General features: G+C 40.7%; 26 protein-coding genes. 1 reads left to right on the top strand and 25 read right to left on the bottom strand.

All coding sequences use genetic code 11. From position 1 onward, the window contains the following. Window positions 1-14: 14 nt before the first annotated feature. The 16 genes from rpsH to rpsJ are packed head-to-tail and all read right to left on the bottom strand — an operon-like array spanning window position 15 to window position 7,034. Complete coding sequence (rpsH, locus tag ILT06_RS30235) at window positions 15-413, bottom strand: 30S ribosomal protein S8 (RefSeq protein WP_000245511.1); 399 nt, start codon at window positions 411-413, stop codon at window positions 15-17. 29 nt (window positions 414-442) lie between these two features. Further along, on the bottom strand, window positions 443-628 hold the full coding sequence (gene rpsN / locus ILT06_RS30230; protein ID WP_001085700.1) for a 30S ribosomal protein S14: 186 nt from the start codon (window positions 626-628) through the stop codon (window positions 443-445). 33 nt (window positions 629-661) lie between these two features. After that, window positions 662-1,201 carry a 50S ribosomal protein L5 gene (rplE, locus tag ILT06_RS30225; protein WP_001080829.1) on the bottom strand — a complete coding sequence of 180 codons (540 nt, stop codon included), beginning with the start codon at window positions 1,199-1,201 and terminating at the stop codon, window positions 662-664. Between the two features lie 26 nt (window positions 1,202-1,227). Then, window positions 1,228-1,539 carry a 50S ribosomal protein L24 gene (rplX, locus tag ILT06_RS30220; protein WP_000558201.1) on the bottom strand — a complete coding sequence of 104 codons (312 nt, stop codon included), beginning with the start codon at window positions 1,537-1,539 and terminating at the stop codon, window positions 1,228-1,230. A gap of 38 nt (window positions 1,540-1,577) precedes the next feature. After that, complete coding sequence (rplN, locus tag ILT06_RS30215; protein ID WP_000615912.1) at window positions 1,578-1,946, bottom strand: 50S ribosomal protein L14; 369 nt, start codon at window positions 1,944-1,946, stop codon at window positions 1,578-1,580. 43 nt (window positions 1,947-1,989) lie between these two features. Then, entirely contained in the window at window positions 1,990-2,253 is a 264-nt protein-coding gene (rpsQ, locus tag ILT06_RS30210; RefSeq protein WP_000004106.1) for a 30S ribosomal protein S17, read from the bottom strand. A gap of 20 nt (window positions 2,254-2,273) precedes the next feature. Next, a complete protein-coding gene (gene rpmC / locus ILT06_RS30205; RefSeq protein WP_000855718.1) occupies window positions 2,274-2,474 on the bottom strand; it encodes a 50S ribosomal protein L29 in 201 nt (66 codons plus the stop codon). Then, window positions 2,464-2,898, bottom strand: coding sequence for a 50S ribosomal protein L16 (gene rplP / locus ILT06_RS30200; RefSeq protein WP_000928969.1), 435 nt, complete (start codon window positions 2,896-2,898; stop codon window positions 2,464-2,466). The genes rpmC and rplP overlap by 11 nt, the downstream gene beginning before the upstream one ends. Before the next feature lies 1 nt (window position 2,899). Beyond that, the gene (rpsC, locus tag ILT06_RS30195) at window positions 2,900-3,559 is read right to left on the bottom strand and encodes a 30S ribosomal protein S3 (protein WP_000529958.1); all 660 of its coding nucleotides are present in this window, start codon (window positions 3,557-3,559) and stop codon (window positions 2,900-2,902) included. 3 nt (window positions 3,560-3,562) lie between these two features. Further along, the gene (rplV, locus tag ILT06_RS30190; protein WP_001148024.1) at window positions 3,563-3,904 is read right to left on the bottom strand and encodes a 50S ribosomal protein L22; all 342 of its coding nucleotides are present in this window, start codon (window positions 3,902-3,904) and stop codon (window positions 3,563-3,565) included. 17 nt (window positions 3,905-3,921) lie between these two features. After that, a complete protein-coding gene (rpsS, locus tag ILT06_RS30185; protein ID WP_000124454.1) occupies window positions 3,922-4,200 on the bottom strand; it encodes a 30S ribosomal protein S19 in 279 nt (92 codons plus the stop codon). Window positions 4,201-4,260: 60 nt separating this feature from the next. Beyond that, the gene (gene rplB, locus ILT06_RS30180) at window positions 4,261-5,091 is read right to left on the bottom strand and encodes a 50S ribosomal protein L2 (protein ID WP_000511583.1); all 831 of its coding nucleotides are present in this window, start codon (window positions 5,089-5,091) and stop codon (window positions 4,261-4,263) included. Between the two features lie 28 nt (window positions 5,092-5,119). Beyond that, window positions 5,120-5,410 (bottom strand): 50S ribosomal protein L23, encoded by a 291-nt coding sequence (gene rplW / locus ILT06_RS30175; RefSeq protein WP_001205558.1) that lies wholly within the window; start codon window positions 5,408-5,410, stop codon window positions 5,120-5,122. After that, window positions 5,410-6,033: a 50S ribosomal protein L4 gene (gene rplD, locus ILT06_RS30170; protein WP_001127258.1), complete on the bottom strand. Its 624-nt coding sequence runs from the start codon at window positions 6,031-6,033 to the stop codon at window positions 5,410-5,412. Before rplD ends, rplW begins: the two co-directional genes overlap by 1 nt. A 25-nt stretch (window positions 6,034-6,058) precedes the next feature. Then, complete coding sequence (rplC, locus tag ILT06_RS30165; RefSeq protein WP_222655846.1) at window positions 6,059-6,691, bottom strand: 50S ribosomal protein L3; 633 nt, start codon at window positions 6,689-6,691, stop codon at window positions 6,059-6,061. A 34-nt stretch (window positions 6,692-6,725) separates the two neighbouring features. After that, window positions 6,726-7,034 carry a 30S ribosomal protein S10 gene (gene rpsJ / locus ILT06_RS30160; protein WP_001040595.1) on the bottom strand — a complete coding sequence of 103 codons (309 nt, stop codon included), beginning with the start codon at window positions 7,032-7,034 and terminating at the stop codon, window positions 6,726-6,728. 69 nt (window positions 7,035-7,103) lie between these two features. On the opposite strand from rpsJ, the gene ILT06_RS30155 reads away from it, so the two are divergent. After that, window positions 7,104-7,469, top strand: a complete 366-nt coding sequence (locus ILT06_RS30155; RefSeq protein ID WP_222655845.1) for a hypothetical protein — start codon at window positions 7,104-7,106, stop codon at window positions 7,467-7,469. On the opposite strand, the gene tuf is transcribed toward ILT06_RS30155, so the two are convergent. The 9 genes from tuf to rplL all read right to left on the bottom strand — a co-directional run bounded on the left by tuf (window position 7,436) and on the right by rplL (window position 20,937). Then, complete coding sequence (gene tuf, locus ILT06_RS30150) at window positions 7,436-8,626, bottom strand: elongation factor Tu (protein WP_001029616.1); 1,191 nt, start codon at window positions 8,624-8,626, stop codon at window positions 7,436-7,438. The genes ILT06_RS30155 and tuf overlap by 34 nt on opposite strands. A gap of 117 nt (window positions 8,627-8,743) precedes the next feature. Further along, complete coding sequence (fusA, locus tag ILT06_RS30145) at window positions 8,744-10,822, bottom strand: elongation factor G (RefSeq protein ID WP_000196381.1); 2,079 nt, start codon at window positions 10,820-10,822, stop codon at window positions 8,744-8,746. Between the two features lie 208 nt (window positions 10,823-11,030). Further along, a complete protein-coding gene (rpsG, locus tag ILT06_RS30140) occupies window positions 11,031-11,501 on the bottom strand; it encodes a 30S ribosomal protein S7 (protein WP_001137489.1) in 471 nt (156 codons plus the stop codon). A gap of 29 nt (window positions 11,502-11,530) precedes the next feature. Continuing rightward, a complete protein-coding gene (rpsL, locus tag ILT06_RS30135; RefSeq protein ID WP_001142341.1) occupies window positions 11,531-11,953 on the bottom strand; it encodes a 30S ribosomal protein S12 in 423 nt (140 codons plus the stop codon). A gap of 114 nt (window positions 11,954-12,067) precedes the next feature. Continuing rightward, window positions 12,068-12,316 (bottom strand): 50S ribosomal protein L7ae-like protein, encoded by a 249-nt coding sequence (locus tag ILT06_RS30130; RefSeq protein ID WP_000121828.1) that lies wholly within the window; start codon window positions 12,314-12,316, stop codon window positions 12,068-12,070. A gap of 113 nt (window positions 12,317-12,429) precedes the next feature. After that, complete coding sequence (rpoC, locus tag ILT06_RS30125; RefSeq protein ID WP_000567948.1) at window positions 12,430-16,041, bottom strand: DNA-directed RNA polymerase subunit beta'; 3,612 nt, start codon at window positions 16,039-16,041, stop codon at window positions 12,430-12,432. A 37-nt stretch (window positions 16,042-16,078) separates the two neighbouring features. Continuing rightward, on the bottom strand, window positions 16,079-19,612 hold the full coding sequence (gene rpoB, locus ILT06_RS30120) for a DNA-directed RNA polymerase subunit beta (RefSeq protein WP_064475100.1): 3,534 nt from the start codon (window positions 19,610-19,612) through the stop codon (window positions 16,079-16,081). Window positions 19,613-19,902: 290 nt separating this feature from the next. Further along, complete coding sequence (locus ILT06_RS30115) at window positions 19,903-20,502, bottom strand: class I SAM-dependent methyltransferase (RefSeq protein ID WP_064475099.1); 600 nt, start codon at window positions 20,500-20,502, stop codon at window positions 19,903-19,905. Between the two features lie 75 nt (window positions 20,503-20,577). After that, window positions 20,578-20,937 (bottom strand): 50S ribosomal protein L7/L12, encoded by a 360-nt coding sequence (gene rplL, locus ILT06_RS30110; protein WP_000159737.1) that lies wholly within the window; start codon window positions 20,935-20,937, stop codon window positions 20,578-20,580. Between the last annotated feature and the right edge of the window lie 36 nt (window positions 20,938-20,973).

The following is a 20,973-nucleotide window of genomic DNA, read 5'->3' as shown; positions in this document are numbered from 1 at the left end:
GTTTTAAATATATATTACCAAACGTATGCTACTACTTCTCCACCAGTTTGTAATTGACGAGCGTCTTTGTCTGTCATTACTCCCTTAGATGTAGAAACAAGAGCGATACCTAATCCGTTAAGTACACGTGGTACTTCATCAGCTTTAGCGTAAACGCGTAAGCCAGGTTTACTGATACGTTTTAATCCAGTGATTACACGTTCATTGTTTGCACCATATTTCAGGAAAATACGAAGGATACCTTGTTTGTTATCCTCGATGTATTCTACATCACGAATGAAACCTTCACGTTTTAAAAGTTCAGCGATCTCTTTTTTGATTTTAGAAGCAGGAACCTCTAATTTCTCATGACGTACCATGTTCGCATTACGGATGCGAGTAAGCATGTCTGCAATTGGATCTGTCATCACCATGTGTTTTACCTCCTTCCCATTTGTGGGTTTTACCAACTAGCTTTTTTAACACCAGGAATTTGACCTTTATATGCAAGTTCACGGAAACAAATACGGCAAAGCTTAAATTTGCGGTATACAGAATGCGGACGACCGCAGCGTTCGCAACGTGTATACTCTTGTACTTTAAACTTAGGAGTACGCTTTTGTTTCGCTATCATAGATTTTTTAGCCACGTTTTCGCCTCCTCTACTTAGCGTTGGCTTCCATTATTTTTGGAATGGCATACCGAATTGTGTTAAAAGTTCACGAGCTTCTTCATCAGTTTTCGCTGTAGTAACGATTACGATGTCCATACCGCGGACTTTGCTTACTTTATCATAATCGATCTCAGGGAAGATAAGTTGCTCTTTAACACCTAATGTGTAGTTCCCACGACCATCGAATGATTTCTTAGAAACACCACGGAAATCACGTACACGTGGTAAAGAAACTGATACTAATTTGTCGAAGAACTCATACATTTGCTCGCCGCGTAAAGTTACTTTCGCACCGATTGGCATACCTTCACGAAGACGGAAACCAGCGATTGATTTTTTAGCACGAGTTACAACAGGTTTTTGACCTGCGATTTGTGTTAATTCTTCTACTGCATTGTCTAAAGCTTTTGAGTTAGATACCGCGTCACCAACACCAGTGTTGATTACGATCTTTTCGATTTTCGGTACTTCCATCACAGATTTATAGTTAAACTTGCTCACTAGAGCAGGAGTAATTTCCTTTTGGAACTTCTCTTTAAGGCGATTCAATGAAGTGACCTCCTTTCTTAAGAAAATTATTTATCTAATAATTCACCAGATTTTTTTGCAATACGAACTTTTTTACCATCTTCTACTTTGAAGCCTACACGAGTAGGTTCACCTGTTTTCGGATCTAAAACCATAACGTTAGAAACGTGAATAGGTGCTTCTTTAGTAATAATTCCACCTTGTGGATTTAATTGAGATGGCTTAGAGTGTTTTTTAACGATGTTAACACCCTCAACGATAACACGGTTTTGCTTTGGGAAAGCCACAAGGATAACGCCTTGTTTTCCTTTGTCTTTTCCAGTGATTACCTGTACTTTATCACCTTTTTTTACATGCATCTTAATTCTGCACCTCCTTAGCAAGGCAATACCTTAAATTATAGAACTTCTGGAGCTAAAGAAACGATCTTCATGAAGTTGCTATCACGTAATTCACGAGCTACTGGTCCGAAGATACGAGTACCACGTGGGCTCTTATCGTCTTTGATGATAACCGCTGCGTTTTCATCAAATTTGATATAAGAACCGTCCGGACGACGAGCTCCGCTCTTCGTACGTACCACTACTGCTTTAACAACGTCACCTTTTTTAACAACGCCACCTGGTGTTGCTTGTTTTACCGTAGCAACGATAATGTCACCAATGTTAGCATATTTACGACCAGAGCCGCCTAATACTTTAATTGTTAAAAGTTCACGTGCACCAGAGTTGTCAGCAACTTTCAAACGAGATTCTTGTTGGATCATGTTATGAAACCTCCCTTCGGACTAAAAATTCCGATTCGTCTATTTAGATAATAACCGCTTCTTCAACGATTTCAACTAAACGGAAACGCTTAGTAGCAGAAAGCGGGCGAGTTTCCATGATTTTAACGATATCGCCAAGTTTCGCTTGGTTTTGCTCATCATGGGCTTTGTACTTCTTAGAATACTTAACACGTTTTCCGTACAAGGAATGAGTTTTGTAAGTTTCAACTAAAACTGTAATCGTTTTGTCCATTTTGTCAGACACAACACGACCAGTATAAACTTTGCGTTGGTTACGTTCGCTCACTATGCAAACCTCCCCTCAATTTATCGATTAATTCCGATCTCTCTTTCACGAACTACAGTTTTCATACGAGCAATTGCTTTACGCACTTCACGAATGCGAGTTGGATTCTCTAATTGTCCTGTAGCAAGTTGGAAGCGAAGATTGAACAATTCTTCCTTTAAAGCTTTAACTTTTGTTTCGATTTCGGCAGTGGTTAATTCACGAATATCATTAGTTTTCATTAGATTCACCACCATTTTCTTCACGTTTTACGAATTTACATTTCACAGGTAACTTGTGAGCTGCAAGACGTAATGCTTCGCGTGCTACCTCTTCAGATACACCCGCGATTTCGAACATAATTTTCCCAGGTTTTACTACTGCTACCCAGCCTTCTGGTGCCCCTTTACCGGAACCCATACGTACTTCTAGAGGTTTTGCAGTGTAAGGTTTAGAAGGGAAAATTTTAATCCATACTTTACCGCCACGTTTCATGTAACGAGTCATTGCACGACGAGCAGCTTCGATTTGACGGTTTGTAATCCATGAAGCAGCTTGTGCTTGTAAACCGAATTCACCGAAAGCAATTTCAGTTCCACCTTTTGCACGACCACGCATTTTACCACGATGCTCTCTACGATATTTTACGCGTTTTGGCATTAACATATTATTTTCCTCCTTCCTCAGAAGCTTTCTTTTTTGTAGGAAGGACTTCTCCACGGTAGATCCATACTTTTACGCCTAATTTACCGTATGTTGTATCAGCTTCAACTGCTGCATAGTCAATATCAGCGCGAAGTGTATGAAGTGGAACAGTTCCTTCACTGTAAGATTCTGCACGAGCGATATCAGCTCCGCCAAGACGACCAGAAACCTGTGTTTTAATACCTTTAGCACCTGCACGCATAGCACGTTGAATAACTTGCTTTTGTGCACGACGGAATGATACACGGTTTTCTAATTGACGAGCGATGTTTTCGCCTACTAATTTAGCGTTAAGATCAGCTCTCTTAACTTCTAAAATGTTGATGTGTACACGCTTGCCTGTTAATTGGTTAAGTGCTTTACGAAGTGCTTCAACTTCAGTACCACCTTTACCAATTACCATACCAGGTTTTGCAGTGTGAATTGTAACATTTACACGATTTGCTGCACGTTCGATTTCTACTTTAGCAACAGCAGAATCTTTTAAGCGTACAGTAATGTACTCACGGATTTTGATGTCTTCATGTAATAATGTAGCATAATCTTTCTCTGCGAACCAACGAGATTCCCAGTCACGGATAACGCCGACACGAAGACCAATTGGATTAACCTTTTGACCCATCGATTATCCCTCCTTCTTTTCTGATACCACAACTGTAATGTGGCTTGTGCGTTTGTTAATTTGGCTTGCACGACCCATTGCACGTGGACGGAAACGTTTCAACGTTGGACCTTCGTCAACGAAAACTTTTTCAACAACTAGGTTGTTAATATCCATCTCATAATTGTGCTCTGCATTTGCGATTGCAGATTTTAAAACTTTCTCTACAACTGGAGAAGCAGTTTTTGGTGTGTGGTTAAGGATAGCAATCGCTTCACCCACTTGCTTACCTCGGATTAAGTCTACTACTAAACGAACTTTACGAGGAGCAATACGAACTGTTCTCGCTACTGCTTTAGCTTGCATTGAAGTGCCTCCTCTCATTATCTTCTAGTTTTCTTATCGTCAGCAAGGTGACCTTTATACGTACGAGTTGGTGCGAATTCACCTAACTTATGGCCAACCATATCCTCAGTGATGTATACAGGTACGTGTTTACGACCATCATATACAGCGATTGTGTGTCCGATGAACTGAGGGAAGATTGTTGAACGGCGAGACCAAGTTTTAACAACTTGTTTTTGCTCAGATGCAACTAATTTTTCCATTTTGCTCATTAAGTGATCATCGACAAATGGTCCTTTTTTTAAGCTACGAGCCATTTTGGTGCCTCCCTTCGTGATTGGCGTACGGTTCTAGAAATGAACCGTACTACAATCCCATTATTTTTTACGACGACGAACGATGAATTTGTCAGACGCTTTGTTTTTCTTACGAGTCTTGAATCCAAGAGTTGGTTTACCCCATGGAGACATTGGAGACTTACGTCCGATTGGAGAACGTCCTTCACCACCACCGTGTGGGTGATCAACCGGGTTCATTACAGAACCACGAACTGTTGGGCGTTTACCTAACCAGCGAGAGCGACCTGCTTTACCGATTTTGATAAGTTCGTGTTGTTCGTTACCTACTTGACCGATTGAAGCGCGACAAGCAGATAATACAAGACGTACTTCACCAGAAGTTAAACGTACAAGTACGTATTTACCTTCTTTACCAAGTACTTGAGCAGATGTACCAGCAGAACGAACTAATTGTCCGCCACGACCAGGCTTAAGCTCGATATTATGAACAACAGTACCTACTGGAATGTTGATTAATGGTAATGCGTTACCGATTTTGATGTCAGCTTCTGGGCCAGACATAACTTCCATACCTACTTCTAAAGATTTAGGAGCAAGAATGTAACGTTTTTCACCGTCAACGTAGTTAATTAATGCGATATTCGCAGAGCGGTTTGGATCGTATTCGATCGTAGCAACGCGTCCTGGAATTCCATCTTTGTTACGCTTAAAGTCGATGATACGGTATTGACGCTTATGTCCGCCACCTTGATGACGTACAGTAATTTTACCTTGGTTATTACGACCAGCCTTCTTGCTTAAAGGAGCAAGTAATGACTTTTCTGGTCTGTCAGTCGTGATTTCAGCGAAATCATTCGTAGTCATATTACGACGACCGTTAGTAGTTGGATTATACTTTTTAATTCCCATCTCAATTTCCCTCCTTCTTTAGTAAGAATTAAACGCCTTGGAAGATTTCGATTTCTTTGCTGTCAGCAGTTAGCTTAACGATTGCTTTACGACGACGGCTAGTAAAACCAGCGTGACGACCAACGCGTTTTGCTTTCGGCTTGTAGTTCATGATGTTCACTTTTTCTACTTTAACACCAAAGATCGCTTCAAGAGCATCTTTAACTTCTGTTTTATTAGATTTAACGTCCACATCGAACGTGTATTTTTTTTCAGCCATCATTTCCATAGAACGTTCAGTGATAACTGGGCGCTTAATGATATCACGAGGATCTCTCATTATGCAAGCACCTCCTCTACTTTTTCCACTGCCGCTTTTGTCATGATTAGCTTATCATGATGAAGCACGTCTAAAACGTTTACGCCATCAGCAGTGATTACTGTTACTCCAGGGATATTGCGAGCAGATAACTCTACAGATTCGTTTGCATCAGCAGTTACGATAAGAGCTTTCTTCTCAACAGTTAATCCTTTAAGTACTGCTAGCATGTCTTTTGTTTTTGGTGCATTTAACACTAGGTCTTCAAGAACTACAATGTTGTTCTCAACTACTTTAGTAGCTAATGCAGATTTGATTGCTAAACGACGAACCTTCTTAGGAAGTTTGTACGCATAGCTTCTTGGTGTAGGTCCGAATACCGTACCACCACCACGCCATTGAGGAGAGCGGATAGACCCTTGACGAGCACGTCCAGTTCCTTTTTGACGCCATGGTTTACGACCACCACCACGAACTTCAGAACGAGTTTTTACTTTGTGTGTACCTTGACGTAAAGATGCACGTTGCATCATTACAGCTTCGAAAAGTACAGCTTCATTTGGTTCGATACCGAAAATAGCTTCAGCTAATTCGATTTCACCAACCTGTGAACCAGTTTGGTTATATACAGTAACTTTTGGCATTGGAATTCCTCCTTCCTATTGTGAATTATTTGCTAACCTTCACAGCGCCTTGAACAACTACAAGAGATTTCTTAGCACCTGGAACGTTACCTTTTACTAGTAATAAGTTGCGCTCAGTGTCAACTTGAACGATTTCTAAGTTTTGGATAGTAACTTGGTCTCCACCCATACGTCCAGCAAGTTTTTTGCCTTTGAATACACGGTTCGGAGCAACTGGGCCCATTGAACCTGGACGACGGTGATAGCGAGAACCATGAGACATAGGTCCGCGAGATTGTCCGTGGCGTTTGATAACACCTTGGAAACCTTTACCTTTAGAAATTCCTGTTACGTCAACGATTTCACCTGCAGCGAAAACTTCAACTTTTACCTCTTGACCAACCTCTAATCCGTCCACGTCTGCATCGCGGATTTCGCGAATGAAGCGCTTAGGAGTTGTAGATGCTTTAACAGTGTGGCCTTGTTCAGGTTTGTTAGTTAACTTTTCACGTTTATCTTCAAATCCTAACTGGATTGCATTGTAGCCATCAGTTTCAGTTGTTTTCTTTTGAAGAACAACGTTTGGATTAGCAGCGATAACTGTTACTGGGATTAACTCACCGTTCTCAGCAAATACTTGAGTCATACCGATCTTTCTTCCTAAGATTCCTTTGGTCATGAGTTACACCTCCTACATTTTTAAGTTATATGAATTATAGTTTGATTTCGATATCTACACCAGACGGTAAGTCTAAACGCATTAATGAATCTACTGTTTGTGGAGTAGGACTCACGATATCGATTAAACGTTTGTGTGTGCGCATTTCGAATTGCTCACGAGAATCTTTGTACTTATGAACAGCACGAAGAATTGTGTAAATAGTCTTCTCAGTTGGTAATGGGATCGGACCAGAAACTGTTGCCCCAGAACGCTTAGCTGTTTCTACAATTTTCTCAGCTGATTGATCAAGAATACGGTGATCATAAGCTTTTAAACGGATACGAATTTTTTCTTTTGCCATTATTTTCCCTCCTTCGTTCGCCTATTTCTAAAATAGACCTTCTCCATGGAAATTTCCCCACACCATGCCATGGCAAAGCGGCCGGGTGTGTCAGCAACCTTCCACTTCATCGCAGTCAAAGACCAACATTGTTTATTATACAATGTTATTCGTCTAGATGCAAGCATCTTTTTGTTTGCATCTGCTTTTCTCTACTTTTGCTATTATACATGGCACTTTAAAGAATTTCAAGTTTTCATCTGCTCTTATTCAACTTACAGTTTATGGATGTTACTTCTTGTTTTATATACTATAGAAGAAACTCATTCAAAGATAGAAAACACACCTCTTCCTTCTATATTAATAAACAATAAAAAACTCAAGGGAGAATCCCTTGAGTTTTTTAATAATCTATTTAAAGATTACTCAGCAACGATTGTAGCAACTACACCGTAACCTACTGTACGTCCACCTTCACGAATAGAGAATTTAGTTCCCTCTTCGATAGCGATTGGAGCGATAAGTTCGATAGTCATTTCGATGTTGTCACCAGGCATTACCATTTCAGTACCTTCTGGTAATTGGATGATACCAGTTACGTCAGTTGTACGGAAGTAGAACTGAGGACGGTAGTTAGCGAAGAATGGAGTGTGACGTCCACCTTCTTCTTTAGATAATACGAAAACTTCAGCTTTGAATTTAGCGTGAGCTTTTACAGAGCCAGTTTTAGCAAGAACTTGTCCACGTTGGATGTCTTCACGAGCAACCCCACGAAGTAAAGCACCGATGTTGTCTCCAGCTTGAGCTTGGTCAAGAAGTTTACGGAACATCTCTACACCAGTTACAGTTGTAGAAGCATTTTCTTCAGCAAGACCGATGATTTCTACTACGTCACCAACTTTAACGATTCCGCGCTCTACACGACCAGTTGCAACTGTACCACGACCTGTGATAGAGAATACATCCTCGATAGGCATTAAGAATGGTTTGTCAGTTTCACGTTCTGGAGTTGGGATGTAAGCATCAACTTCAGTCATTAATTCAATGATTTTTGCTTCCCAATCAGCTTCTCCTTGAAGAGCTTTAAGAGCAGAACCTTTGATTACAGGAATGTCGTCGCCTGGGAATCCGTATTCAGATAATAGGTCGCGAACTTCCATTTCTACTAATTCTAATAATTCTTCGTCGTCTACCATGTCGCATTTGTTTAAGAATACAACGATGTAAGGAACACCTACTTGACGAGAAAGAAGGATGTGCTCACGTGTTTGAGGCATTGGGCCATCAGCAGCAGATACTACTAAGATACCGCCGTCCATTTGAGCAGCACCAGTGATCATGTTTTTAACATAGTCAGCGTGACCTGGGCAGTCAACGTGTGCATAGTGACGAGTTTCAGTTTCGTACTCAACGTGTGCAGTTGAGATTGTGATTCCGCGCTCTCTTTCTTCTGGAGCAGCGTCGATTTGATCGTATCCGCGTGCTTCAGCACCACCAGCTTTTGCAAGAACTGTAGTGATCGCAGCAGTTAATGTAGTTTTACCATGGTCAACGTGGCCGATTGTACCGATGTTAACATGGGGTTTAGAACGTTCGAATTTAGCTTTAGCCATTCTAAATTCCTCCTTAGTTTATATAGGTTATTTTATATTTAGACTAGAAAGTGAAACTTACGTCCCACTTTCTAAGCTTACATAAGTAGTTATACTTGAACAATCGATAAAAATCAATTATTCACCTTTATTTTTTTTAATAATTTCTTCAGAAACAGACTTCGGTACTTCTTCATAATGATCAAATGTCATTGAGAATGTTCCGCGTCCTTGAGTGTTAGAACGTAATGCCGTTGCATAACCGAACATTTCAGAAAGTGGAACCATAGCGCGAACAACTTGTGCGTTACCACGAGCTTCCATACCTTCTACACGTCCACGGCGAGATGTTACGTCGCCCATAATGTCACCCATGTACTCTTCAGGAATTACAACTTCAACTTTCATCATTGGCTCAAGAATTACTGGGCTACATTTAGAAACCGCAGCTTTAAGTGCCATAGATGCAGCGATTTTGAACGCCATCTCAGATGAATCGACATCATGGTAAGATCCGTCAACTAACGCAGCTTTGATGTCAACTAGTGGATAACCAGCTAGTACACCATTTTTAAGTGAGTCTTCAAGACCCGCTCCAACAGCTGGGATGTATTCACGTGGAACTACACCACCGACGATTTTGTTTTGGAATTCAAAACCTTTACCTTCTTCATTAGGTTCAAACTCAATCCAAACGTGACCGAATTGTCCACGACCACCAGATTGACGAGCGAACTTACCTTCAACTTTCGCAGCAGCGCGGAAAGTCTCACGGTATGCTACCTGAGGAGCACCAACGTTTGCTTCCACTTTGAATTCACGGCGCATACGGTCAACGATGATATCAAGGTGAAGTTCACCCATACCAGCGATGATTGTTTGGCCAGTTTCTTGGTCAGTGTGAGCACGGAATGTTGGATCTTCTTCAGAAAGCTTAGATAATGCTGTACCCATTTTATCTTGGTCAGCTTTAGATTTTGGTTCGATAGCTACAGAGATAACTGGCTCTGGGAATTCCATAGACTCAAGGATAACAAGACTCTTCTCATCACAAAGAGTATCACCAGTAGTAGTATCTTTTAAACCTACAGCAGCAGCGATATCACCAGCGTAAACTGTTGAAATCTCTTCACGGCTGTTAGCGTGCATTTGTAGGATACGACCTACACGCTCACGCTTACCTTTAGTTGAGTTTTTCACGTATGATCCAGAGTTTAACACACCAGAATACACACGGAAGAACGTTAACTTACCAACATAAGGATCAGTCATGATTTTGAATGCTAAAGCTGCGAATGGTTCTTCATCGCTAGACTTACGTTCGATTTCTTCATCTGTATCCGGAAGAGTACCTTTAATAGCTGGTACATCTAATGGAGATGGTAGGTAGTCGATAACTGCGTCTAACAGAATTTGAACACCTTTATTTTTGAATGCAGAACCACAGATTACTGGGAAGAATTCTACAGAAGTTGTAGCCTTACGGATACCAGCTTTAAGCTCTTCTACAGTGATTTCTTCACCTTCTAGGTACTTCATCATCATTTCTTCATCAAGCTCAGCTACCGCTTCAATAAGCTTTCCACGGTATTCTGCAGCTAATTCTTTGTGCTCTTCAGGAATTTCAACACGCTCGATGTCTGTTCCTAAATCGTTACCGTACATGTAAGCACATTCTTCAACAAGGTCAATGATACCATTGAACTCATCTTCAGCACCGATTGGTAACTGAATTGGGTGTGCGTTTGCTTGTAAACGATCGTGGATTGTTCCTACAGAGTATAAGAAATCCGCACCAATCTTATCCATTTTGTTAACGAATACGATACGAGGTACACCGTAAGTAGTAGCCTGACGCCAAACAGTTTCTGTTTGTGGTTCTACACCAGATTGTGCATCAAGTACTGCTACCGCACCATCAAGTACGCGTAAAGAACGTTCTACTTCTACTGTGAAGTCTACGTGTCCTGGAGTGTCAATGATGTTTACACGGTGACCTTTCCATTGAGCTGTAGTTGCAGCAGAAGTAATTGTGATACCACGCTCTTGCTCTTGCTCCATCCAGTCCATCTGAGATGCACCTTCATGAGTTTCACCGATTTTATGAATACGTCCTGTATAATACAGAATACGCTCAGTTGCTGTTGTTTTACCAGCATCGATGTGAGCCATGATACCAATATTACGAGTGTTTTCTAAAGAGAACTCTCTTGTCATTTGGTGTCTTGCTCCTTCCATATATGGATTGGATTTTTTTATTTTAAGTAGCAAAAAAGCCACTTTATATTGTTACACATGTCAGTATGTCCAGTACCCTCATTATGTAAAACGAGCGCCCAACGAAAGGGAGAGGCATTCTCCCTCTCCACACTTCCATAAGCGACAAATAAAGCGGTTTATGCTTACATTTATTTTACGTTGAATCCTACCAACGGTAATGAGCAAATGCTTTGTTAGCTTCTGCCATTTTATGAGTGTCTTCACGTTTCTTAACAGATGCACCAGCGTTGTTAGCTGCATCTAAGATTTCGTAAGCTAGACGCTCTTCCATAGTTTTTTCACCACGAAGACGAGCATAGTTTACTAACCAGCGAAGACCTAAAGTTGTACGGCGTTCTGGACGAACCTCAACTGGAACTTGGTAGTTAGCACCACCAACACGACGAGCACGTACTTCAAGAACAGGCATGATGTTCTTAAGAGCTTGCTCGAATACTTCCATAGGGTCTTTATCTGAACGTTCACGAACGATATCGAAAGCGTTATAAAGAATTGTTTGAGATTTACCTTTTTTACCGTCAACCATCATTTTGTTGATAAGGCGTGTTACTAGCTTAGACTTGTACATTGGATCTGGTAACACGTCACGTTTCGCAACAGGTCCTTTACGAGGCATATTGAGTTCCTCCTTTCATTATAAGTTTATTATTTTTTAGCAGGTTTTGGTCGCTTAGTACCATATTTAGAACGTCCTTGCATACGTTTGTCAACACCAGCTGTATCAAGCGCACCACGAACGATGTGGTAACGTACCCCTGGTAAATCCTTTACTCGACCACCGCGAATTAATACTACGCTATGCTCTTGTAGGTTATGACCGATACCTGGGATGTAAGCTGTAACCTCGATACCGTTTGTTAAACGTACACGAGCGTATTTACGTAACGCTGAGTTAGGTTTCTTTGGAGTCATTGTACCAACACGAGTACATACACCACGTTTTTGAGGTGCAGAGATATCAGTTGATTTTTTCTTTAAAGAGTTGAACCCTTTGTTTAACGCAGGTGATTTAGATTTCCATACTTTATCAGTACGACCATTTCTCACTAATTGGTTAATAGTAGGCATTTGATTATCCTCCCTTCGCATGTTTGTATGACCACATATCCAGGTGGTTCATTATTAGTTGAAAACAAAGTTTTTGCAAGGGAGAGCAAATGCTCTCTCCTCACAAAAACAGTTTTAACTTATTATTCCTATTGCTGAAGCTCCCACTTGAATCCCCGAAACTTTTCCAAGCTTACGAACTGATTCAACTTTGGTTATGGGTATGTTATGTTGCAAGGCGGTACGAATAATCATATGGGTTAACCGCATATCAGCATCTTCCGCAATAACAACTTCTTTAACTATACCATTTTTGATTGCCTCCAATGTGCGTTTATGACCAACGACTACATTTTCAGCATTTGACACTTTTTGATAAGACATATAAATATCCTCCAAAGCATCGTTCAGGAGCAACCTTGATTATAGTAACATTTTGACTCATACAATGTCAACTAGGATTAACTGTTTTTATACAAAATTTACGACGGAAAATTTTACTGTTCCACATAAACTTCATCGTTTTCTACATTCATGTCACCTTGTGTTGTTTTTACAAGATCCACTTTGCGATAACGATTCATACCTGTTCCAGCAGGAACAAGTTTACCGATAATAACATTTTCTTTCAATCCTAGAAGCTCATCGCGTTTACCCTTAATCGCTGCATCAGTTAAGACACGTGTCGTTTCTTGGAACGATGCTGCAGATAAGAATGAATCAGTTTCAAGTGAAGCTTTTGTAATACCAAGTAGAACAGGTCTAGCCGTTGCTGGTTGTTTACCTTTCAGTAACACCTTCGCATTTGCATCAGTAAACTGATGGATATCTAGTAGTGTTCCTGGTAATACATCTGTTTCACCCGCATCACTTACACGAACTTTACGTAACATTTGACGTACCATTACTTCTACGTGTTTGTCACCAATTTCTACCCCTTGCATACGGTATACTTTTTGAACTTCACGTAGTAAGTATTCTTGAACCGCCGTAATGTCCGTTACTTTTAGTAATTCTTTCGGATCAATAGAACCTTCTGTTAACTCTTTACCGTGGCTAATTGGCTGTCCTAGAGTTACTTTCAGACGCGCACCGTAAGGAATAGCATACGTACGAGCTTCAACTTCACCCTGTACAACTACTTCTTGGCGATCTTTAACATCGTTAATCGCTGCGATAACACCATCGATTTCACTGATAACTGCCTGACCTTTCGGGTTACGAGCTTCGAAGATCTCTTGGATACGAGGTAAACCTTGAGTGATATCATCTCCGGCAACCCCACCTGTATGGAACGTACGCATCGTTAACTGTGTACCTGGCTCACCGATAGATTGAGCTGCGATAATACCTACCGCTTCTCCTACTTCTACGTCTGTACCAGTTGCTAAGTTACGACCGTAACACTTCTTACATACACCGTGGCGAGTGTTACACGTGAACGCTGAACGAATGTTTACAGTTTCAACACCCGAATTTTCAACGATATGAGCAATATCTTCAGTAATTAGTTGGTTTTCACTAACTAATACTTCACCTGTTTCAGGATGTTTTACAGTTTTTCTTGCAAAACGTCCAACAAGACGATCATATAATGACTCAATTACTTCATTACCCTCTTTAATCGCACCAATTAATAGACCACGATCTGTTCCACAATCATCTTCACGGACAATTACATCTTGTGCAACGTCTACAAGACGACGTGTTAAGTAACCAGAATCGGCAGTTTTAAGTGCTGTATCGGCAAGACCTTTACGCGCACCATGCGTAGAGATGAAGTACTCAAGTACTGTTAAACCTTCACGGAAACTTGATTTAATTGGAAGTTCGATAATACGACCAGATGGATTGGCCATCAGACCACGCATACCAGCAAGCTGAGTAAAGTTCGATGCGTTACCACGGGCACCGGAATCACTCATCATGAAGATTGGGTTGCGTTTATTCAAGGATTTCATCAGTTTTCCTTGGATAACATCTTTTGCATTACTCCAAATAGAGATAACGCGATCGTAACGTTCTTCTTCCGTGATTAAACCGCGACGGAATTGTTTAATTACATTATCTACTTTTGCTTGTGCTTCATGGAGAATTTCATCTTTTTCGCCTAATACAAGAATGTCAGATACCCCAACTGTAATACCAGCTTTTGTAGAGTACTTAAATCCTAAGTTTTTCATGCGGTCAAGCATGCGAGATGTTTCCGTAATTTGGAAACGTTTGAATACTTCCGCAATGATGTTACCAAGGATCTTCTTGCTAAATGGCGCCACTTCTTCGCGACTAGCAATAATTTCTTTAATGTTCGCACCTTTTTCAACGAAATACTCCGCTGGTGTTTCTTTTTCAAGGTTTGAGTTTGTCGGTTCATTAATATAAGGGAACGACTCTGGTAAGATTTCGTTAAATATTAATTTACCAACTGTTGTTAATAGAAGCTTACCTTTTTGCTCTTCAGTAAATGTTACATTATTTACTGAACTTGCAGCAACTGCAACACGTGTGTGCAGATGTACATATCCATTTTGGTATGCAAGTATTGCTTCGTTTGCATCTTTGAAGACCATACCTTCACCGATTGCGCCTTCACGCTCAAGTGTTAAGTAGTAGTTACCTAATACCATATCCTGAGATGGAGTAACAACTGGTTTTCCGTCTTTTGGATTCAAGATGTTTTGTGCCGCTAACATAAGAATACGAGCTTCTGCTTGTGCCTCTGATGATAACGGTACGTGAACTGCCATTTGGTCACCGTCAAAGTCCGCGTTGTATGCAGTACATACAAGTGGGTGAAGACGAATTGCGCGACCTTCTACTAATGTAGGTTCAAACGCCTGGATACCAAGACGGTGAAGTGTTGGTGCGCGGTTTAGAAGTACTGGATGCTCTTTGATCACAGATTCTAAAACGTCCCAAACTTCAGGTTGTACACGCTCGATTTTACGTTTAGCACTCTTAATGTTGTGTGCTAAACCTTTTCCAACTAACTCTTTCATAACGAAAGGCTTAAACAATTCAAGCGCCATTTCTTTTGGTAATCCACATTGGTACATCTTTAAGTTCGGTCCTACAACGATTACAGAACGGCCAGAGTAGTCAACACGTTTACCTAATAAGTTTTGACGGAAACGTCCTTGTTTACCTTTAAGCATGTGAGATAGTGATTTTAATGGACGGTTACCTGGTCCAGTAACTGGACGGCCACGGCGACCATTATCGATTAATGCGTCTACAGCTTCTTGTAACATACGTTTTTCGTTTTGAACGATGATGCTTGGTGCACCTAAGTCCAATAGACGTTTTAAACGATTATTACGGTTAATTACACGACGGTATAAGTCGTTTAAGTCAGAAGTAGCAAAACGTCCACCATCCAACTGTACCATTGGGCGTAGTTCTGGTGGGATAACTGGAAGAACATCTAGGATCATCCAAGATGGGTGATTTCCAGAGTTACGGAATGCTTCTAATACTTCTAGACGTTTAATAGCACGAGTACGGCGTTGTCCTTGCGCTGTTTTTAATTCTTCTTTTAAGAAGTCTACTTCTTTATCTAAATCGATGTCTTGTAGTAGCTTTTTAATCGCTTCCGCACCCATAGCAGCTTGGAATGTGCTACCATATCGATCACGATATGCACGGTATTCTTTTTCAGAAAGTAATTGCTTCTTATCAAGTGGTGTATCTCCACTTTCTGTTACAACATAAGAAGCGAAATAAATTACTTCTTCAAGCGCGCGAGGGGACATGTCTAAGACAAGTCCCATGCGGCTCGGGATACCTTTGAAATACCAAATATGAGATACAGGAGCAGCTAATTCGATATGACCCATACGTTCACGACGAACTTTTGCACGCGTTACTTCAACGCCACATCGATCACAAACTACACCTTTATAACGTACACGTTTGTATTTTCCGCAATGACATTCCCAGTCCTTTTGTGGTCCGAAAATACGCTCACAGAACAAGCCATCTTTTTCAGGCTTTAACGTACGATAGTTAATTGTTTCTGGTTTCTTAACTTCACCGTATGACCAAGAACGAATCTTGTCAGGTGAAGCAAGTCCAATCTTCATATATTCAAAGTTATTTACATCTATCAAGGGGCCTACCTCCCTTTTAGTCTACAGGTTATCCCAATTATTCTTTAGTTGCCTCAACTTCGACATTCAATTTATCTGCTGATTGATGATCATCGTCATCTTCTGTATCACGCATTTCGATTTCTTTATCGTCGCTAGACATCATTTTAACGTCCATACCTAAACTTTGCAGCTCTTTAATCAATACTTTGAATGATTCAGGAACGCCTGGTTCTGGAACATTTTCGCCTTTAACAATTGCTTCATACGTCTTAACACGTCCAACAACATCATCAGACTTCACTGTTAAGATTTCTTGAAGAGTATAAGCAGCACCGTAAGCTTCAAGTGCCCAAACCTCCATCTCACCGAAACGCTGTCCACCGAACTGAGCTTTACCTCCAAGAGGCTGCTGCGTTACAAGTGAGTATGGTCCAGTAGAACGAGCATGAAGTTTATCGTCAACCATGTGCGCAAGTTTGATCATATACATGACACCAACAGATACGCGGTTATCGAATGGTTCACCAGTACGTCCGTCATACAGGATTGTTTTCGCGTCATTTGCCATACCAGCTTCTTCAATCGTGCCCCAAACATCTTCCTCACGAGCACCATCGAATACTGGTGTTGCAATGTGAATACCAAGGTATCTTGCTGCCATACCAAGATGAAGCTCTAATACCTGACCGATATTCATACGAGATGGTACCCCTAATGGGTTTAACATGATATCGATTGGCGTACCGTCTGGTAAGTAAGGCATATCTTCTTCTGGTAAAATACGAGAGATAACACCTTTGTTACCGTGACGTCCGGCCATCTTGTCACCTTCAGAGATTTTACGTTTTTGAACGATATATGCACGTACAAGTTGATTCACGCCTGGTGGCAATTCATCGCCATCTTCACGGTTGAATACTTTTACGTCTAAGATAATACCGCCACCACCGTGTGGTACACGTAGTGATGTATCACGTACTTCACGTGCTTTTTCTCCAAAGATAGCATGTAATAGACGTTCTTCAGCTGTTAATTCTGTTACACCTTTAGGTGTTACTTTACCAACAAGTAAATCTCCATCTTTTACTTCCGCACCAACGCGAATGATACCGCGCTCGTCAAGGTTGCGTAATGCATCTTCCCCAACGTTTGGAATGTCACGTGTAATTTCTTCTGGTCCAAGCTTCGTATCACGAGCTTCTGACTCATATTCTTCAATATGAATAGAAGTGTACACATCATCTTTTACAAGGCGCTCACTCATAATGATCGCATCCTCGTAGTTATAACCGTCCCAAGTCATGAAGCCAACAAGCACGTTACGTCCAAGTGCTAGTTCACCTAATTCCATAGAAGGACCATCCGCAAGAATCTCACCTTTTACAACTTCATTTCCAACACTTACGATTGGACGTTGGTTGTAGCAAGTTCCTTGGTTAGAACGAATGAATTTTTGCATTTTGTAGCGATCTAAATCGCCTTTTACTGTTTGACCGTCAACTTCTACATAGCGACGTACCCAAACTTCACGTGCTTCTACGCGTTCAACAACACCAGGATGTTTACAGATTACTGCAGCACCTGAGTCTTTTGCTGATACGTACTCCATACCTGTACCTACAATCGGAGATTCCGGATTCATTAACGGAACCGCCTGACGTTGCATGTTCGCTCCCATAAGTGCGCGGTTAGAGTCATCGTTTTCTAAGAACGGAATACAAGCTGTCGCTGCCGACACTACTTGTTTTGGAGATACATCCATGTAGTCGATGCGTTCTTTATTTGTGACAATGTTTTCACCACGGAAACGAGCTACGATATCTTCGCTAAGGAATTCTCCTTCTTCAGATAATTTCATATTCGCTTGGGCTACAACATAATTATCTTCTTCATCTGCTGTTAAGTAATCAACCTGCCCTGTTACAAGACCAGATTCTGGATCAACACGACGGTATGGTGTTTCAATGAAACCAAACTCATTTACTTTCGCGAACGATGATAATGAGTTAATCAAACCGATGTTTGGTCCCTCTGGTGTTTCAATCGGACACATACGACCATAGTGAGAGTAGTGAACGTCACGCACTTCAAAGCCTGCGCGCTCACGCGTTAAACCACCGGGTCCTAATGCAGATAGTCTTCGTTTGTGAGTTAACTCTGCTAATGGGTTTGTTTGATCCATGAACTGAGATAACTGAGAACTTCCGAAGAACTCTTTAATAGATGCAATAACCGGGCGAATGTTAATTAACGCTTGTGGTGTAATTGCATTTGTATCTTGAATCGACATTCTCTCACGAACAACACGTTCCATACGAGAAAGACCGATACGGAATTGATTTTGTAATAGTTCTCCAACAGAACGCAGACGACGGTTTCCTAAATGGTCGATATCATCTGTATCCCCCACTTTGTATAGTAGGTTGAAGAAGTAACTGATAGAAGCAAGGATATCACCTGGTGTGATGTGTTTTACATCGCGAGTAATATTTGCATTACCAATTACATTAATTACGCGTTCGCCTTCTGACTCAGGAGCATAAATCTTAATAGATTGCAGCTCAACATCGCCTTCTACCACTCCACCCATTGGTTTCGCTGTTTTGAATCCAATGTTTTTCTCTAAGTAAGGTAAAATGCGATCAAGTGTACGACGATCTAAGATTGTTCCTTCTGCCGCTAAAATTTCACCAGTTTCTGGATCCACTAATGTTTCAGCTAAACGTTGATTAAACAATCTGTTTTTAATGTGTAGCTTTTTGTTGATCTTATAGCGACCTACATTTGCTAAATCATAGCGCTTCGGATCAAAGAAACGAGACACAAGTAAGCTCTTTGCATTTTCTACTGTTGGTGGTTCACCAGGGCGTAGACGCTCATAAATTTCAAGCAATGCTTTCTCTGTGCTATCTGTGTTGTCTTTTTCTAATGTGTTGCTTAAGTATTCGTTATCACCTAAAAGCTCGGTGATTTCTTGATCAGAGCCAAACCCTAATGCGCGTAACAAAACAGTTACAGGAAGTTTACGCGTACGGTCAATACGCACATATACAACATCCTTAGCATCTGTTTCATACTCTAACCAAGCTCCGCGGTTTGGAATTACAGTAGCAGTAAAACCACGTTTTCCGTTTTTATCCACTTTGCCACTATAGTATACGCTTGGAGAGCGAACTAACTGGGAAACGATAACACGTTCTGCACCGTTAATTACGAATGTTCCAGTCTCTGTCATGAGTGGGAAATCTCCCATGAACACATCTTGTTCTTTTACTTCACCAGTTTCCTTGTTGATTAGACGCACTTTTACACGAAGTGGTGCTGCATACGTCACATCACGCTCTTTGCATTCGTCTACAGAGTATTTAGGTTCACCTAAGCTGTAGTCGATAAATTCAAGCGATAGATTTCCCGTAAAGTCTTCGATCGGAGAAATGTCCTGGAACATTTCTCGCAAACCCTCATCAAGAAACCACTGATAAGAAGAGGTTTGAATTTCGATAAGATTTGGTAACTCTAATACTTCACTAATACGGGCATAACTTCTTCGTTGGCGGTGGCGTCCGTATTGAACTAGTTGACCTGTCAACTGCTTCACCCCTCAAATCATGAGTATTATAAATGCACAAAAAAATTTGTGCAAAATCACAAATAAATACAACTACTGCTATTAGCGTAGTTTTTTCTCTTAAAGATAAATACGTTGAGTCTTTCTACCTGCTCAAAAAAGAAAAATGGCTTCTATAAGAAAACCATCATTCTGTTTCATAATCTGCTGATTTTACTATCTTTTCCAAGAGAAACAAAAATATACATCTTTCTCAACGCAGAAAATCATATATTGGCATTGTATAATGTTAACATAGCCAAAAATAACCGTCAACGTTTTTTTGATTTTATGATATAATATCCTTTTTTCTTTTCTACAACTTCGACTTCAGAAAATACTTCTTCTAGTTTCTTCAGTGCAGATGGTGCACCTTGCTTCTTTTGAATAACAATCCACAACTCTCCACCTGGAACTAAATACTCTACAGCCTTTTCTAAAATCTCATGCACGATATCTTTACCTGCACGAATTGGAGGATTAGATAGAATAGCAGCATACATACCATCTACATTTTCATAGACGCTACTTTGAAAAATGTGTACATTTCCAATTCTATTGTTAGCGGCATTTTCTTTCGCAAGCTCAAGCGCCCTTTCATTCACATCCACCATGTGAACTTTACGGTCTTGAAACTCTTTCGCCAACGATAAACCAATTGGTCCATATCCACAACCTACGTCTAATATATCACCTTTAATATCTGGCACTTGAAACGCTTCAATTAAAAGACGAGAACCAAAATCCACTTCGTTTTTCGAGAACACCCCACGGTCAGATAAGAAAGTAAATCGAGATCCACGAAGCGGAAATTCCCATCGCTTACGATCACTTTTACTAGAAGGGTCGTTAGAAAAATAATGGTCTGCCATATGGCCACCTCTTTTCTTTACAGTTAAAAAAAAAGCTCGCATGAGAGCGAGCTTTTTTAAAGCATCAAAAGTTAATTACTTAACTTCTACAGCAGCGCCAACTTCTTCAAGTTTAGCTTTCATTTCTTCAGCTTCCTCTTTAGAAACGCCTTCTTTGATTGCTTTTGGAGTGTTGTCAACTAATTCTTTAGCTTCTTTTAAGCCAAGACCAGTGATTTCACGTACAGCTTTGATAACTTTGATTTTTTGAGCGCCAGCACTTGCAAGTACTACGTCAAATTCAGTTTTCTCAGCAGCAGCTTCACCAGCGCCACCAGCTACAGCTACAGGAGCAGCAGCAGTTACGCCGAATTCTTCCTCGATAGCTTTTACTAAGTCGTTAAGTTCTAATACAGTCATAGATTTAACTGCTTCAATGATTTGTTCTTTAGTCATTGTAAATATCCTCCCTTAAATAGGTTTGTATTGTTT

This window comes from Bacillus sp. 17RED48 (assembly GCF_019837545.1).
Taxonomy (GTDB): Bacteria; Bacillota; Bacilli; order Bacillales; family Bacillaceae_G; genus Bacillus_A; species Bacillus_A wiedmannii.
This window is presented reverse-complemented; position numbering and strand designations above follow the sequence as displayed.

Coding starts and splice junctions, on each gene's coding strand:
- rpsJ (WP_001040595.1), bottom strand. CDS start 7,034: ATGGCAAAAGAAAAAATTCGTATCCGTTTAAAAGCTTATGATCACCGT.
- rplW (WP_001205558.1), bottom strand. CDS start 5,410: ATGAGAGATCCTCGTGATATCATTAAGCGCCCAGTTATCACTGAACGT.
- rplC (WP_222655846.1), bottom strand. CDS start 6,691: ATGACCAAAGGAATCTTAGGAAGAAAGATCGGTATGACTCAAGTATTT.
- rpsS (WP_000124454.1), bottom strand. CDS start 4,200: ATGGCTCGTAGCTTAAAAAAAGGACCATTTGTCGATGATCACTTAATG.
- rpmC (WP_000855718.1), bottom strand. CDS start 2,474: ATGAAAACTAATGATATTCGTGAATTAACCACTGCCGAAATCGAAACA.
- rpsC (WP_000529958.1), bottom strand. CDS start 3,559: ATGGGTCAAAAGGTTAATCCAATTGGTCTTCGTGTCGGCGTTATCCGT.
- rplB (WP_000511583.1), bottom strand. CDS start 5,091: ATGGGAATTAAAAAGTATAATCCAACTACTAACGGTCGTCGTAATATG.
- fusA (WP_000196381.1), bottom strand. CDS start 10,822: ATGACAAGAGAGTTCTCTTTAGAAAACACTCGTAATATTGGTATCATG.
- rpsL (WP_001142341.1), bottom strand. CDS start 11,953: ATGCCTACTATTAACCAATTAGTGAGAAATGGTCGTACTGATAAAGTA.
- rplL (WP_000159737.1), bottom strand. CDS start 20,937: ATGACTAAAGAACAAATCATTGAAGCAGTTAAATCTATGACTGTATTA.
- tuf (WP_001029616.1), bottom strand. CDS start 8,626: ATGGCTAAAGCTAAATTCGAACGTTCTAAACCCCATGTTAACATCGGT.
- rplV (WP_001148024.1), bottom strand. CDS start 3,904: ATGCAAGCTAAAGCAGTAGCGAGAACAGTTCGTATTGCTCCTCGTAAA.
- rpsG (WP_001137489.1), bottom strand. CDS start 11,501: ATGCCTCGTAAAGGACCTGTTGCGAAACGTGACGTGTTACCAGATCCA.
- rplN (WP_000615912.1), bottom strand. CDS start 1,946: ATGATCCAACAAGAATCTCGTTTGAAAGTTGCTGACAACTCTGGTGCA.
- ILT06_RS30115 (WP_064475099.1), bottom strand. CDS start 20,502: ATGGCAGACCATTATTTTTCTAACGACCCTTCTAGTAAAAGTGATCGT.
- rplX (WP_000558201.1), bottom strand. CDS start 1,539: ATGCATGTAAAAAAAGGTGATAAAGTACAGGTAATCACTGGAAAAGAC.
- ILT06_RS30155 (WP_222655845.1), top strand. CDS start 7,104: ATGGCAAAGCGGCCGGGTGTGTCAGCAACCTTCCACTTCATCGCAGTC.
- ILT06_RS30130 (WP_000121828.1), bottom strand. CDS start 12,316: ATGTCTTATCAAAAAGTGTCAAATGCTGAAAATGTAGTCGTTGGTCAT.
- rplD (WP_001127258.1), bottom strand. CDS start 6,033: ATGCCAAAAGTTACTGTATATAACCAAACTGGTTCACAGGTTGGTGAA.
- rpsH (WP_000245511.1), bottom strand. CDS start 413: ATGGTGATGACAGATCCAATTGCAGACATGCTTACTCGCATCCGTAAT.
- rplP (WP_000928969.1), bottom strand. CDS start 2,898: ATGTTAATGCCAAAACGCGTAAAATATCGTAGAGAGCATCGTGGTAAA.